At 46.5% G+C, this 14,131-nt stretch carries 14 protein-coding genes and 2 pseudogenes; 14 read left to right on the forward strand and 2 right to left on the reverse strand.

The genetic code is table 11. The annotated features are described in order from the left end of the window. The first annotated feature begins 19 nt into the window (after positions 1–19). Both DXD92_RS16325 and DXD92_RS19220 read left to right on the forward strand, forming a co-directional pair. Positions 20–1,384, forward strand: a complete 1,365-nt coding sequence (locus DXD92_RS16325; protein WP_055267333.1) for a PFL family protein — start codon at positions 20–22, stop codon at positions 1,382–1,384. 227 nt (positions 1,385–1,611) lie between these two features. Then, positions 1,612–1,845: a hypothetical protein gene (locus DXD92_RS19220; RefSeq protein WP_055267335.1), complete on the forward strand. Its 234-nt coding sequence runs from the start codon at positions 1,612–1,614 to the stop codon at positions 1,843–1,845. Here DXD92_RS19220 and DXD92_RS19405 read toward each other — a convergent pair. Beyond that, positions 1,766–1,948, reverse strand: a pseudogene (locus tag DXD92_RS19405) (IS66 family transposase); the annotation flags it as partial. The gene DXD92_RS19220 and the pseudogene DXD92_RS19405 overlap by 80 nt on opposite strands. A gap of 481 nt (positions 1,949–2,429) precedes the next feature. Here DXD92_RS19405 and DXD92_RS16345 point away from each other — a divergent pair. The 4 genes and pseudogenes from DXD92_RS16345 (at position 2,430) to DXD92_RS16360 (ending at position 6,362) form a co-directional block, all read left to right on the forward strand. Then, positions 2,430–4,604 (forward strand): hybrid sensor histidine kinase/response regulator, encoded by a 2,175-nt coding sequence (locus DXD92_RS16345; RefSeq protein ID WP_118594900.1) that lies wholly within the window; start codon positions 2,430–2,432, stop codon positions 4,602–4,604. A 24-nt stretch (positions 4,605–4,628) separates the two neighbouring features. Further along, positions 4,629–5,366 (forward strand): annotated as a pseudogene (locus DXD92_RS19750) (substrate-binding periplasmic protein). A 257-nt stretch (positions 5,367–5,623) separates the two neighbouring features. Next, the gene (locus DXD92_RS16355) at positions 5,624–5,929 is read left to right on the forward strand and encodes a response regulator (RefSeq protein ID WP_055228394.1); all 306 of its coding nucleotides are present in this window, start codon (positions 5,624–5,626) and stop codon (positions 5,927–5,929) included. A 121-nt stretch (positions 5,930–6,050) separates the two neighbouring features. Next, positions 6,051–6,362 (forward strand): hypothetical protein, encoded by a 312-nt coding sequence (locus DXD92_RS16360; RefSeq protein ID WP_147342484.1) that lies wholly within the window; start codon positions 6,051–6,053, stop codon positions 6,360–6,362. Here the strand turns inward: DXD92_RS16360 and DXD92_RS16365 are convergent. Continuing rightward, on the reverse strand, positions 6,305–7,555 hold the full coding sequence (locus tag DXD92_RS16365) for a tRNA(Met) cytidine acetate ligase (RefSeq protein ID WP_117805083.1): 1,251 nt from the start codon (positions 7,553–7,555) through the stop codon (positions 6,305–6,307). The genes DXD92_RS16360 and DXD92_RS16365 overlap by 58 nt on opposite strands. 215 nt (positions 7,556–7,770) lie before the next feature. Here DXD92_RS16365 and pta point away from each other — a divergent pair, with 215 nt between their 5' ends. From pta to rnc, 8 genes are all read left to right on the forward strand, one after another. Next, complete coding sequence (gene pta / locus DXD92_RS16370) at positions 7,771–8,766, forward strand: phosphate acetyltransferase (protein WP_022462726.1); 996 nt, start codon at positions 7,771–7,773, stop codon at positions 8,764–8,766. 99 nt (positions 8,767–8,865) lie between these two features. Then, positions 8,866–10,062: an acetate kinase gene (locus DXD92_RS16375; protein WP_022462727.1), complete on the forward strand. Its 1,197-nt coding sequence runs from the start codon at positions 8,866–8,868 to the stop codon at positions 10,060–10,062. A 74-nt stretch (positions 10,063–10,136) separates the two neighbouring features. After that, positions 10,137–10,664: a YceD family protein gene (locus DXD92_RS16380; RefSeq protein WP_055267341.1), complete on the forward strand. Its 528-nt coding sequence runs from the start codon at positions 10,137–10,139 to the stop codon at positions 10,662–10,664. A 2-nt stretch (positions 10,665–10,666) separates the two neighbouring features. After that, on the forward strand, positions 10,667–10,846 hold the full coding sequence (gene rpmF, locus DXD92_RS16385) for a 50S ribosomal protein L32 (RefSeq protein WP_022462729.1): 180 nt from the start codon (positions 10,667–10,669) through the stop codon (positions 10,844–10,846). Positions 10,847–11,053: 207 nt separating this feature from the next. Further along, positions 11,054–11,839 carry a hypothetical protein gene (locus DXD92_RS16390; RefSeq protein ID WP_055218872.1) on the forward strand — a complete coding sequence of 262 codons (786 nt, stop codon included), beginning with the start codon at positions 11,054–11,056 and terminating at the stop codon, positions 11,837–11,839. 228 nt (positions 11,840–12,067) lie between these two features. Beyond that, the gene (gene plsX / locus DXD92_RS16395; protein ID WP_118601360.1) at positions 12,068–13,108 is read left to right on the forward strand and encodes a phosphate acyltransferase PlsX; all 1,041 of its coding nucleotides are present in this window, start codon (positions 12,068–12,070) and stop codon (positions 13,106–13,108) included. After that, positions 13,098–13,331 carry an acyl carrier protein gene (acpP, locus tag DXD92_RS16400; protein ID WP_117802558.1) on the forward strand — a complete coding sequence of 78 codons (234 nt, stop codon included), beginning with the start codon at positions 13,098–13,100 and terminating at the stop codon, positions 13,329–13,331. The genes plsX and acpP overlap by 11 nt, the downstream gene beginning before the upstream one ends. 105 nt (positions 13,332–13,436) lie before the next feature. After that, a complete protein-coding gene (gene rnc / locus DXD92_RS16405; protein WP_055218876.1) occupies positions 13,437–14,129 on the forward strand; it encodes a ribonuclease III in 693 nt (230 codons plus the stop codon). Positions 14,130–14,131 lie beyond the last annotated feature (2 nt).

The following is a 14,131-nucleotide window of genomic DNA, read 5'->3' on the forward strand; positions in this document are numbered from 1 at the left end:
AGCGAAGGAGAAAAACGACATGATAAATCTGTTTGAAGTAAAGGAAACGAACGAGATGATCGAAAAAGAGAATCTGGACGTTCGTACCATTACCCTTGGAATCAGTCTTATGGACTGTATCGACTCCAATCTTGACAAGCTGAACCGCAAAATCTACGACAAAATCACGACGACTGCCAGAAATCTGGTTTCCGTAGGTGAGGAGATCGAGGGCGAGTTCGGTATTCCGATTGTAAACAAGAGAATTTCCGTTACCCCGATTGCCTTAGTCGGCGCAGCAGCCTGCAGAACGCCGGAGGATTTCGTGACGATTGCACAGACTCTGGACCGTGCGGCAAAAGAAGTCGGCGTCAATTTCCTCGGCGGCTATTCCGCTCTGGTAAGCAAAGGTATGACGACAGCAGATGAGCTTCTGATCCGTTCTATCCCGCAGGCACTGGCTGTTACGGATTTTGTCTGCAGCTCCATCAACCTTGGCTCCACCAAAACCGGTATCAACATGGATGCTGTCAAACTGATGGGTGAGATCATCAAGAAGACGGCGGAGGCAAGCAAAGAGAACAATTGCCTTGGATGCGCAAAACTCGTTGTTTTCTGCAATGCACCGGACGACAACCCGTTCATGGCAGGCGCTTTCCACGGCGTAACCGAGGCGGATGCCATCATCAATGTCGGCGTTTCCGGCCCTGGTGTTGTCAAACATGCTCTGGAAAAAGTACGCGGCGAGAACTTTGAGGTACTCTGCGAGACGATCAAGAAGACCGCATTTAAGGTAACGCGTGTCGGCCAGCTCGTTGCACAGGAGGCTTCCAAGCGGCTGAACATTCCGTTTGGTATCATTGACCTTTCCCTGGCACCGACTCCGGCGATCGGAGATTCCGTTGCGGATATCCTTGAGGAGATCGGCCTCGAGCACGCAGGTGCACCGGGAACGACGGCGGCGCTGGCACTTCTGAACGATCAGGTGAAAAAGGGCGGTGTTATGGCATCTTCCTATGTCGGCGGTCTCTCCGGCGCATTCATCCCGGTTTCTGAGGACCAGGGTATGATCAACGCAGTCAACGACGGTGCGTTGACCATCGAGAAGCTGGAAGCTATGACTTGTGTCTGCTCTGTAGGCCTTGACATGATCGCCATCCCGGGAGACACGAAAGCATCGACCATCTCCGGAATCATCGCAGATGAGCTTGCCATCGGTATGGTCAACCAGAAAACAACGGCAGTCCGCCTGATTCCGGTCATCGGAAAAGGCGTGGGCGAGACCGTAGAATTTGGCGGCCTCCTCGGCTATGCACCGATCATGCCGGTCAACAACTTCTCCTGCGAGGCATTCGTCAACAGAACAGGAAGAATCCCGGCACCGATTCATTCGTTTAAAAACTAAAGAGAAAGCTGAAAAGCCGGCAGTGATCCTGAATGGAAAGGATCGCTGCCGGCTTTTTTTACTATCTGCGCAAATAAAAATAGTAATTTTAAGGAATGTATAGTATGATATATTACATATTGATAATTTTACTTGCAACCCATAAAAAGTGTAAGAAAAAATGAATTATTACGGGGAACTTCAGCGGTAGCAGCCGTTGTTCTAGCAATACCTCTGCGGATGTGGATGTGAAGGCCGCCATAGAAAACACAAAGTATTATTTGAACAAAAACGGCAAAATGCAGACTGGCTGGCAGAAGATCGGTGGAAAATGGTATTACATGGATAAGAACGGAGCGCTGCAGGAATCTAAATGGATCAGCGGAATTTATTATGTAAAAGTCGATGGGCAGTCCGTTCGTCTGATGAAAGACCGGAAAGCTTTCCTTCCTCCCGGTAAATCGCACGGATCGGGTTCATGATGAGGTACAAAACAGACTGTTTCCTCAGATCTTTCGGTATGACCTCCAGTGCCTCATGGAACTTGCGCCTGTAATGTACCCAGCACCCTGCGATCTTCAGATCTCCAAAATATGATGTTCCTCAACTTCGACTTTTCAGGCACAAAGCGGTAACATCTGGATATGGCATCTGGAAGCTGTTTTCATTCTTTTTGCCGATCTGTTTTTTTCTTTTTGGCTGCTCTTATTGGACAGCACGATCTGTTCCATCATCAGCTGCATCTTATCATTGCGGGTCTGTGTCTGTTTTGTCAGTTCCTCCATCTGATCCTGAAGACAGAGAAACAGAAGAAAATATATCTGCCGAAAGTCCATTTCCGTTTTTGATACACATCACTGGAACTTTGGGCACAGTTGCTGTTCTTTTTTTGCCTTTTAACGCTAAAAGGTAATGTTTTTCTTGTGTGCAGTAAAGTGTTAGAGTATAATAAAACCAGTTTTTTTGCATAAGTTTAAGCGGAGAATCCTGCCGTAGCAGGATCCTTTCTTACGGTGTTATTTCACAGACGTAACCATAATAGTTTTACTGCAGGGGGGGATAGAAAATGAAAACAAAAGAGATTCAGGAACTCTATCAAATAAAATTACATAGTATGGACACGATCCTGCATCAGATATCGCTTATGGATCAGGTGGAAAATGAGCAGGAGCTGTCAGAAATTATTCACTCTTTGTTGCAGGCGATTGGAAACTATACAGGGGCAGACCGGGTATATGTTTTTGACTGGGAAACCGATCAGAAGGACAGTCTGAGCAATACATTTGAATGGTGTGCCGATGGAGTGGCACCAGAGATAGATAACCTTCAGGCAATCCCGGTCAGTTCGATGCCGAACTGGGTGAAACGATTTGAAAACAAGGAAGTAATCGTGATTCATGATCTGGAAGCGACAAAAAATTCTGAACCGGAAGAATATGAATTGTTAAAAACACAGGAAATATGTTCCTTGATTGCGGTGCCGATTTATGCCAATCATCAGATGAATGGATTCATCGGGGTAGATAATCCTGATTTGAGGCAGAATGAGATTTCCATTACACTGCTGTCTGATGTTGGCGGACATCTTGGATGTGTGAGGGAAAATCTGAAAAGTACGGTACTGTTGAAAAAGGCTCTTGATGAGGCGACAAAGAGGTCAGAGATTATTGCCGCAATTGCTACGTTGTATGTAACAATCGTACAAGCCAATGTTAAAGAGCGGACATATGAGCTTTTGAAAGGCCATGACCTTGTGCAAAAAATCCTTGGACAAAAGGGGAAAATTGATGATGTTATGGAAAGACTTCCAACAGCATTTGCCGCCCAGGAAGAGAGAAAAAAATACCGGGAGTTTCTTGACTTTGATACATTGACAGAGAGACTTCGTAATACGAATTTTGTTTCGATTGAATTTATGGGAGTAAACGGAGAATGGCGGCTGGCCAGATTTATTGTAAAGAGCAGAGATGCACATGGAAACGCTGTGGATGTGCTTTATGTCGTACGAGATATTACGGAAGAAAAATCACGGGAACTCATGTATCAGAAACAGCTTAAGGAAAGCATGGAAGATGCTCATCGCGCGAATCTTTCAAAAACAGCCTTTCTCCGGCGTATGAGCCACGATATCCGTACACCGCTAAACGGAATCGTGGGGATGATCCATATCGCTGAAAAATATAACAATGATGTGGTCAAGTTAAGGGAATGCAGGAAGAAGGTACTTCAGTCCGCCGATTATCTGCAAAATCTGATCAACAATGTCCTGGATATCAGCAAACTGGAATCCGGTTCCCTTGTGTTGGAACATAAATCCTTTGATCTGGCAGAACTGTTAAGGAATAATCTGACGGTTGTTGCAATGAGTGCTTATGAGAATGGTGTAAGATTTGAAGGCGGCGTGGAAGCAAGCACAATCCGCCACAGATATTTGATTGGAAGTCCGGTACATCTGAGCAGGGTTTTAATGAATCTTTCTTCCAACGCGATTAAATACAATCATTTTCATGGAACAGTGAATGTTCATTGCGAAGAATTATCGGATGATGGGAATATAGCTGTTTTTCAGTTTGTATGTTCAGATACCGGTCTTGGTATGAGTGAAGAATTTCAAAAACATGCGTTTGATGCTTTTGCGCAGGAAGGCAAACAGTCAACTACAACATTCAGTGGCTCCGGTCTGGGACTTTCGATTGTCAAAGATATTGTTGAACGGATGGGTGGAACGATAGAACTGGAAAGCGAAGAAAATGTAGGAAGCACGTTTACGGTTACGGTTCCATTTGAAATAGATTATTTGGCTGAAAATAATGATTCACAGAAGGACAGCTACTCACAGGACAGGGATCTGTCAGGAAAACGGGTGCTTCTTGTTGAAGATAATGTCATTAATATGGAGATAGCCCATGAAATCCTGGGGGAGGAGCATCTGAACATTACAGAAGCGAAAAACGGAAAAGAGGCACTTGAAATATTTCAGAATTCCAGGTTGGATGAGTATGATGTCATCATCATGGATGTGATGATGCCGGTCATGGATGGGCTGGAAGCAACAAAAGCAATTCGTATGCTGGAACGTGAAGATGCCAAAAAGATTCCAATCATTGCCATGACGGCAAATGCTTTTGAGGAAGATCGGAAAGCATGTCTGGAGGCCGGGATGAATGAACATATTGGAAAGCCGATTGATATTCCGCGATTAAAAAGAGCGATCACAAAACTGCTGACAAAAAAGGGGTAGTAAACGCAAAAACATAATCATTCATTGAAATTAAGAAAAACTATAGTAATTTTATTAGGACTTTTGATATTTAGCAGTCACCCTGGCAGGGTGCAAAAACACAGATAACACGAAAGAAGAAACCGAAAAGCCTGTTATTACCCTCGGCAGCGACAGCTATCCACCATACAATTATCTGAATGAGGATGGTGTACCGACAGGAATTGATGTAGAACTGGCTACGGAAGCATTCAAAAGAATGGGATAACAGGTGAAGGTTGTCCAGATCAACTGGGAGGAGAAAAAAGAACTGGTGGAGAGCGGCGAGATTGATTGTATCATGGGCTGTTTTTTCTATGGAAGGACGTCTTGACGATTACCGCTGTCCAGTCCACAACCAAACCGGAAAGCATCTTTCTGAACCGGACGGATGAGAGGATCCCAAAGCTGGGAAATCTGATCATCCTGGGACACCGGGAGCTGATCTATACGTTTCTGGGAAAAGGATATGTAGATGCGGTTGCTGCACACGAGGAATCTATCGTTCAGTATAGGAAGGATTATGATGCAAGCTTCCGTATCCTGGAAGAGCCTCTGATGATCACCGGAATAGGCGTTGCTTTTGCAAAAGAGGATGACAGGGGAATCTGTGAGCAGATGGGCCAGACACAGGAAGAGATGCGTCTGGATGGCACATCCCTGAAAATCATTGAAAAATACCTGGATGATCCCCAGAAGTATCTGGAGGTGGAGAAAAACGGATCCAGCTGCTCGGCGGTCTGATAGGAATCTGTGTAGCTGTAGTCTCTCTGTTTTATTTCTTCCACGCAGAAAAAGCAGAAGCAGAGAAAAGAATGGTGGAGATTGTAAACTATGTGAAAGTGCAGTGTTCCACTACACCCATTATAATGAATCTTCGGAATCCAAAAGTCTCCTCCGTGCCATTGAAAGTGCCAGACAAATGAGTACAAATATTAAAATGGAAACAGAAAACGGCGGGCAGCTAAGAGAGGATTTCCTGAAAGAAAAAAGGTGCCGACGTGACAAAAACATGGGATGGTCAGGAAGCTGTTGAACTGTTCAGAAATAGTGAACCTGGTGAATTTGATGTCATTCTTATGGACATTATGATGCCGGTCATGAATGGTTATGAAGCTACAAAGATGATTAGGTCTCTGGACAGAGAGGATGCAAAGAAAATACCGATCATTGCAATGACAGCAAATGCGTTCACGGAGGACAGAATAAGGGCAAAAGAAGCAGGGATGAATGAACATGTTGCTAAGCCTGTTGATGTGGAATTACTGATGAAAGTAATTTATAGCGGGAGTGCTATGAAGCATTAATAGTACATGAGAAAACAAGGAGGAATTCAGTTGTTGGAGAAAGCGGTTCAGGCTGCAATATATGAAAAAGCTCTTAAAAATCATTATATAGAAATCCTGTACATTGATTTTGAAGATACTCATGCGTTATGCATCTGGCAATATAGATGATCTTAATCGGATAAAACAGCAGATGACGATGGAAGCAATCACACAGGGAACAGCAGAACACATCATGCATCATGTTATGATCAATTTTATACTGAATGGTGAGATGCGTTTCATGCAGTTTGACTTTACAAGAGAAAGTGCAGATACAAAAAATGTTTTCCTGTTTGTGGAGGACTATACAGTTCCACAGCAGCAGATGATGCTGCTGCTGGAAAAAAGCTGGTTCTATAACAGAACCAGCTTTTTTGTGTATTCATGGACGAACTGTGTCCCTGTTTTGTGAGAACGGACAGTCTCGTAAAAAAGAGAGGCCTGTATATCGCTCTCAAAGGCGGCAAGTGCATCGCCGGTAAGAAGCCGCGGGGCGTCGGCTGCCTTGGCAATGAGCGGCAGAGAAGAACGTCTTCTAATCTCTTTTAACAATGCACCGGCACTTTTTCGGAAACCGAGAACACGGTTATAGCCGGCCGGGTACAATGTTTTCTGGTTCAGAAGCAGATGCATCAGGGCACGGCTGATGCGGGTGTAGGTCATCTCTTTTGTTTTGAGCTGCAGGGCGAACTCCGAGAATGAGGAGCATGCGTGGCGCTGGCGGAGGATGCGGTTGGCAAGATCCGGCGAAAGATCAAGATAAGAGGAAAGGGATTCCTTCGTTTCTGTGAGGAGCCGCGCGGCGAGGAGCAGGCTGAAATCATCGCTGGAAAGCAGGCCGTGTGCGGTGACGGCGTCCTGGAAAGCGGGATAGACTGCTTCCGGCATGCAGGAGGCGAGCGCGGACAGTTCCGGATCCTTATGCGGATTGGAAAAAAGAAGATTCCGCATTGCTGTAGCAGAAGGGAGTGCCTGTGTGAAAAGCGCTCCTTCGTGGTAGCCGCTGCCCTCCCGGCGGATCGTTACCGGCCGAATGCGGCTTTGTGACAGCAGAAGTGCCTGGACATATTCAATGCCTAAAATATTGTTTGGTTCTTTTAAAAAGGTATCAAGTTCTTCTTTTGAAAGCGAAGAGAAGGAAGCGCTGTCAGAAAAATAAGCGGAAAGTGCCTGTGCGCGCGCCGTCGGGAAGGAAAGTCCGTTCCGAAGCAGACCGGAGAGCAGCTCGCGGTATTCCTCCGGCTCGTGGAGCAGAACATCAGCGAGTTCCAGAAACGGCGCCGTGTCTCCATATTCACTGCCAAAGCAGAGAAAATCGACGCAGCCAAGCGCAGTAAGAAGCGATACCGCCCCGCGTGCGAAATGCTGTGCACTGCCGAGTGCAAAGTGACACGGAAGCTGTAAGATAAGGTCCGCGCCGCCAAGAAGCGCCAGCTCCGCACGGTCATGTTGGTCAAGAATCGCAGGTGCGCCGCGCTGGACGAAATCGCCGCTCATAATCACGACAAGATAGTCCGCCCCGGTCAGTTCCCTGGCTTTTGCCAGCTGATAAGCATGGCCGTTATGAAAAGGATTATATTCTGCAATGACTGCGGTAATGGTCATAAAACGTACCTTCTTTCGAAAAAAATAGCACGATTCCAAACAGAGAGGAACCGCGGATCACATAGCCCTATCGTAACAAAAACAGAAAAGGAATGCAAGAATTCCTCCGTTTTGGATTTTTTGTCCAGTTGTTTTGAATTTTATACTTGCGAAAGGGCAAAAAGCGTACTACAATGAGAATATCGAGTAAATTTATCGAAAGGAGTCAAAAGATCATGGGATTTATTGACACAATTAAAGCAAGAGCAAAAGCAGACAAAAAAACAATTGTACTGCCAGAGTCAGAAGACAGAAGAACATATGAGGCTGCTGCACAGATCCTGAAAGAGGACCTTGCAAATCTGATCATCATCGGAAGCGAAGAGGCAGTAAAGAAAGGCAGCGAGGGACTGGATGTCTCCAAAGCTACTATTGTAGATCCAGAGAAAAACGAGAAAACACAGGCTTATGTAGATAAGCTGGTAGAGCTTCGTGCAAAGAAAGGCATGACTCCGGAGAAAGCAAGAGAGACCATCCTGAATGACTATACATATTATGGCGTTATGATGGTTAAAATGGGAGATGCAGACGGACTTGTTTCCGGTGCCTGCCATTCTACCGCAAATACCCTTCGTCCATGCCTGCAGATCTTAAAGACCAAACCAGGTACAAAACTCGTATCCGCATTCTTCCTGATGGTAGTTCCGGACTGCGAGTACGGCGATGACGGTGTATTCGTATTCGGTGACTGCGGTCTGAACCAGAACCCGAATCCGGAAGAGCTGGCTGCAATCGCAGAGTCTTCCGCAGAGTCCTACCGCATGCTGACCGGAAACGAGCCAAGAGTTGCTATGCTTTCCCACTCCTCCAAAGGAAGTGCAAAACATGCTGATGTAGACAAAGTTGTTGAGGCTACCAGAATTGCAAAAGAAGCAAACCCGGATCTCGCTCTCGACGGCGAGCTGCAGCTTGATGCAGCAATCGTTCCGAGCGTAGGTGCATCCAAAGCTCCGGACAGCAAAGTAGCAGGAAAAGCAAACGTTCTGATCTTCCCGGATCTGGATGCCGGAAACATCGGATACAAACTGGTACAGAGACTGGCAAAAGCAGAAGCATACGGCCCAATGACGCAGGGTATCGCAGCTCCAGTCAACGATCTGTCCCGTGGATGCTCCGCAGAGGATATCGTTGGTGTTGTAGCAATCACTGCTGTACAGTGCCAGGCACAGTAAGCACGAAATAAAACCAATTACAAGCGGTTTTCTGGCCGGCTGCGGAGAACAGGCCGGCCAGAAGTTTTAATAAGACTTTTAAAATAGGAGAATTTAGAAATGAACGTATTAGTAGTAAACTGCGGAAGTTCCTCTCTGAAATTCCAGCTGATCAATTACGATAACCGTGACGTCCTGGCAAAAGGACTCTGTGAGAGAATCGGTATCGACGGACGCCTCGTTTATGAGCCAAAGAACGGCGAAAAAGAGGTAACAGAAGCAGCAATGCCGACACACGTAGAGGCAATCCAGATGGTTCTGGACGCTCTGGTAAACGAGAAGAGCGGCGTCATCAAGAGCCTGGAAGAAGTAGATGCCATCGGACACCGCGTTCTGCACGGCGGAATGAAGATCACAAACTCTGTTATCATCGATGACGAAGTAATCAAAGTTATCGAGGAGTGCGCTGACCTTGGTCCTCTGCACAATCCGGCAAACCTGATGGGAATCAATGCCTGCATGAAACTGATGCCGGGCGTTCCAAACGTAGCAGTATTTGATACCGCATTCCATCAGACCATGCCTCCGAAAGCATATATGTACGGTATTCCGAAAGAGTACTATGAGAAATACGCAATCCGTAAATACGGCTTCCACGGAACTTCTCATAAATTCGTATCCAAGAGAACCGCAGAGTTCCTTGGCAAAGACTACAACGATCTGAAGATCATCGTATGCCATATGGGAAATGGTGCTTCCCTTTCCGCTGTAAAGAACGGCAAATGTGTAGATACCTCCATGGGCCTTACCCCGCTCGAAGGTGTGATCATGGGAACCCGTTCCGGAGATATCGATCCGGCTTTTGTTGAGTATCTGTGCAACAAAGAGAACCTGACCGTATCCGAGGTTCTGAACATTCTGAACAAGAAATCCGGTATGCTCGGCATGACCGGCATCTCCAGCGATTACCGTGATGTATCTGCAGCAGCAGAGGCAGGTAATCAGGATGCCATCAACTGTCTGGAAGCATACGCTTACCGCATTATCAAATACATCGGTTCCTACATCGCAGCTATGGGCGGCGTAGATGTGATCACCTTCACCGCAGGCCTTGGAGAGAACGCTATTCCACTTCGTGAGACCATCTGCAAAGCATTTGAGTTCATGGGTCTGGAATTCGATTCTGAGGCAAATAACTGCCGCGGCGTTGAGAAGATCATCACCAAAGAAGGCTCCAAGATTACAGCATGCGTGATCCCGACCAACGAGGAAATCGCAATCTGCGAGGAGACTGTAGAGTTAGTAAAAGGAAAATAAAAAATAATTCAAAAAGCAGTTGACAATTCTTACCTTCCCGGGTATAATTGGTAAAGTGTGATTAGGAGAACAATATGAAAATCAGTCTGACCAAGTTATTTGCGCAGGACGGAAAGTCCGAAAAGTATGAAATTCCGCTTACATCCGAAACTTTTTCGATCGGCGGGCAGGACTATCGGGTAATCGAAAAACATCCTGTTATCCTTGGCCTTACGCATGAAGGCAATCGTGTGATCACGATCACCGGCAGCGCAGACCTTACAATGGAGATTCCATGTGCAAGATGCCTGACACCGGTAGCGACTCCATTCCAGCTCGAGTTCGATCTGCAGATTGATCTGAATCTGTCAGAGGAAGAACGCGAGGAAAAAGAAGAGGACTCTTCGTTTGTGGAGGGAGACGAGCTCGATGTGGAAGAACTGGTTCGTAATGAGCTCATAGTCCAATGGCCGATTCGAGTGCTGTGTAAAGATGACTGTAAAGGAATCTGCAGCCGTTGTGGTGCGAATCTGAATATTCAGACCTGTGATTGTGATACCACAGGGCTAGACCCCCGAATGGCTGCAATCAAAGATATATTCAGCAAATTTAAGGAGGTGTAACTATGTCCATTTGTCCTAAGAATAAATCTTCCAAAGCAAGACGCGATAAGAGAAGAGCAAACTGGAAAATGTCTGCTCCGAACCTTGTAAAATGCAGCAAATGTGGTGCTCTTATGATGCCGCACAGAGTTTGCAAAGCTTGTGGTTCTTACAACAAAAAAGAAGTCGTTGCAATGGACTAATATTCATAAATCGGAATCAGTTCCGATGTGCAATGCAGCAAAAGGCTCCCGTCACCGGGGGCTTTTTTGTTGTCTCTGCGGGTTGTCTGGAAGCGTCATATAAAAGATTTGACGTGGTGTGTCGTGATGTGCTATAATGGTCTCGGTGAGAATTGAAACAATATTGCAACATTTTCGTAACAATTATAAAAAAGGAGTGCAAAGCATATGAAGAATAGACGAATCATATTTCTGGCAGCATGCATGTGCAGTGTAGTATTCCTCTCAGGATGTTCCACAGACAGTCTGATGGATAAAATGATGGGAACTGAGACGACGGTTTCGTCTTCGGCCAGTGTAGATATTTCAAAAGAGGACAGCGATGCTGTTCATGTAGATGCCAATCTGGAAAAGCCGGTTTTTTCGGTAAATCCGGTGGAGAGCCTGCAGATTCCCGTTGGAAATACATCTGGAAAGCTGACTTGTGAGGCAGGAATAACGGGAGAAGGCACAGTAACATATCAGTGGTATAAGAACAACGTAAATTCCAACGGCGGAGGAACGCCGATTGAAGGCGCAACAGAAGTGACATACCAGGTCGATACTTCGGCGGAGGGCAAAGATTACTATTACGTTGTGGCAACAAACACGGTTGGAAATACCGTTTCCATGGCGACGAGTACGGTAACAGAAGTTACGGTAATTCCGGCAGGGAAATGGGTTCAGAATGAAAACGGATGGCAGTATCAGAATAATGATGGAAGCTATGCAACCAATACCTGGCAGAATATCGACGGCTACTGGTACGTGTTTGATGAAAATTCATACATGGTGACAGGATGGTACTGGAGCGGAGAAGAATGGTATTATCTGGCGGACAACGGTCAGATGCAGACCGGCTGGTTCACGCAGGATGGTGAGGAATATTATCTGGATCCGGATACCGGTGTCATGGCACGGAATACAACCATAGACGGTCATGAGATGAATTCGAGCGGAGTCAAGGTTTCTTAAGAAAAATAAGACAAAACAGAGCGGGTGGATTTTGGAAAGATAAATCCACCCGCTTTTTTGGAATACAGGAGAAAGCGCGGATGGGCATTTGTGCTTGATTTTTGCAAAGGAGTTTAGTATAGTTAATACAGCACTTGCATGAGTGCTTTTAGAGCGTGGTTGAAAACGGTTTTTTGAAAGAAAAAGAGTTTTCAAACGCGCTTTAGAAAAGAGAAAAGAGGAAAAAACATGAGTGACTTAGTCAGAGTTGCAGTGGACGCGATGGGCGGCGATTATGCGCCTGCGGAGCCGGTAAAAGGCGCCGTTGAGGCCGTAAACGCAGATGAACGTGTCAAAGTCCAGCTGGTCGGCCAGGTGGATGTCATCGAAAAAGAACTGCAGAAATATACGTACCCGAAGGAGCGGGTTGAGATCGTTCCGGCAACCGAGATCATTGAGACGGGAGAGCCGCCGGTCAATGCGATCCGCCACAAAAAAGATTCTTCGATCGTTGTCGGCATGAAAAAAGTGCGCTACGGAGAGGCAGACGCGTTTGTCTCATCAGGAAGCACCGGAGCAGTCCTGGTCGGCGGACAGACGATCGTAGGACGCATCAAGGGCGTAGAGCGCCCGCCGCTGGCTCCGCTGATCCCGACGAAAGACGGTGTATCCCTTCTGATCGACTGCGGTGCGAATGTTGATGCAAGACCGTCCCATCTGGTGCAGTTTGCCATGATGGGTTCCATCTATATGGAACACGTTGTCGGCATTAAAAATCCGCGTGTGGGAATCGTGAATATCGGTGTGGAAGAAGAAAAAGGAAACGCGCTCGTCAAAGAGACGTATCCGCTTCTGAAAGAAACCCCGTATATCAACTTTGTCGGCAGTATCGAAGCAAGAGAAATTCCAAACGGAGCCGCAGACGTTGTTGTCTGTGAGGCGTTTGTCGGAAACGTTATCTTAAAGCTGTATGAGGGCGTCGGCGCGACCCTGATTTCCAAGGTAAAACAGGGCATGATGACATCTCTGCGCAGTAAAATCGGAGCCCTTCTTGTGAAACCGGCGCTGAAAGAGACACTGAAGTCTTTTGATGCCAGTGAGTACGGCGGAGCACCGCTGCTTGGCTTAAAAGGACTCGTTGTAAAAACGCACGGAAGCTCAAAAGCCAACGAATTTAAAAATTCCATTCTCCAGTGCATTTCATTTAGCGAGGAGAAGATTCCGCAGAAAGTGCAGGAGCATCTGGCAGACTATAAGAGCAGCAGGGAGGCAGCGAAAGATGGAATTTGAGAAATTACAGGAGATCATTGCGGATGTATTAAACGTAGATCCGAATGAAGTAACCATGGAGACAACCTTTACAGATGATCTGGGAGCGGATTCCCTGGATGTATTTCAGATTGTGATGGGAATTGAAGAAGAATTTGATATCCAGATCGAAGCAGAAGAAGCAGAGCACATCGTATCGGTTGAGGATGCGGTGGAAGCGATCAAAAAGAAACTGGCAGAATAATAGAAAATGGCGAAGGGGCTGTTTGCTACAGGACAGCCCCTTTGTTACCGTCCGCAGAACACCTGCAAACGGTAACTATGAGGAAGGACAGGCTTAAAACAGGTTATGAATAATATTGATAAACTCGTGGATTTGGAAAAGAAGATCCAGTATAAATTTCAGGATTTCGGACTGCTGGAGATGGCGATGCGCCATTCTTCCTACGCAAATGAGCACCATATGGAGCGCCTGGAGTGCAACGAGCGTCTGGAGTTCTTAGGAGATGCCGTGCTGGAAGTTGTATCCAGCGAATTTTTATACAAGACATTCCCGCGTCTCCCGGAGGGCGAGATGACGAAAAAACGCGCCAGCCTCGTCTGTGAACCGGCACTGGCATTCTGTGCCCGTGAGATTGACCTTGGAAGCTTTCTACTCCTTGGAAAGGGCGAGGAGGCAACCGGCGGCCGTCACCGCGATTCCATCGTTTCGGATGCTATGGAGGCAACGATCGGTGCGATTTTCCTGGACGGCGGCTTTGAACCGGCAAAAACGTTCGTTCTGAACTATATCTTAAACGATATCGAACACAAACAGCTTTTCTACGACAGCAAAACGATTCTGCAGGAGCTGATCCAGGGTGAGACGGATGAAGAGATTGTTTACACCATCTTAAAAGAAGAGGGACCGGATCACGACAAGAGCTTCTGGGCACAGGTCAGCGTCGGAAAGAAAGCGCTCGGTACCGGAAAGGGCAGAACGAAAAAAGCGGCAGAACAGGCAGCGGCATACGATGCAATTCTTGCCAGAAAAAAAGCGTAGGT

It is taken from the genome of Blautia sp. TM10-2 (assembly GCF_003480845.1).
Classification (GTDB): domain Bacteria; phylum Bacillota; class Clostridia; order Lachnospirales; family Lachnospiraceae; genus Fusicatenibacter; species Fusicatenibacter saccharivorans.

Bases quoted from the DNA above. Each gene is read 5' to 3' on its own strand.
- DXD92_RS16375 (WP_022462727.1), top strand. From the start codon at position 8,866: ATGAACGTATTAGTAGTAAACTGCGGAAGTTCCTCTCTGAAATTCCAG.
- DXD92_RS16325 (WP_055267333.1), top strand. From the start codon at position 20: ATGATAAATCTGTTTGAAGTAAAGGAAACGAACGAGATGATCGAAAAA.
- acpP (WP_117802558.1), top strand. From the start codon at position 13,098: ATGGAATTTGAGAAATTACAGGAGATCATTGCGGATGTATTAAACGTA.
- plsX (WP_118601360.1), top strand. From the start codon at position 12,068: ATGAGTGACTTAGTCAGAGTTGCAGTGGACGCGATGGGCGGCGATTAT.
- pta (WP_022462726.1), top strand. From the start codon at position 7,771: ATGGGATTTATTGACACAATTAAAGCAAGAGCAAAAGCAGACAAAAAA.
- DXD92_RS16345 (WP_118594900.1), top strand. From the start codon at position 2,430: ATGAAAACAAAAGAGATTCAGGAACTCTATCAAATAAAATTACATAGT.
- DXD92_RS16380 (WP_055267341.1), top strand. From the start codon at position 10,137: ATGAAAATCAGTCTGACCAAGTTATTTGCGCAGGACGGAAAGTCCGAA.
- rnc (WP_055218876.1), top strand. From the start codon at position 13,437: ATGAATAATATTGATAAACTCGTGGATTTGGAAAAGAAGATCCAGTAT.
- DXD92_RS16365 (WP_117805083.1), bottom strand. From the start codon at position 7,555: ATGACCATTACCGCAGTCATTGCAGAATATAATCCTTTTCATAACGGC.
- DXD92_RS16390 (WP_055218872.1), top strand. From the start codon at position 11,054: ATGAAGAATAGACGAATCATATTTCTGGCAGCATGCATGTGCAGTGTA.
- DXD92_RS16360 (WP_147342484.1), top strand. From the start codon at position 6,051: ATGCGTTATGCATCTGGCAATATAGATGATCTTAATCGGATAAAACAG.
- rpmF (WP_022462729.1), top strand. From the start codon at position 10,667: ATGTCCATTTGTCCTAAGAATAAATCTTCCAAAGCAAGACGCGATAAG.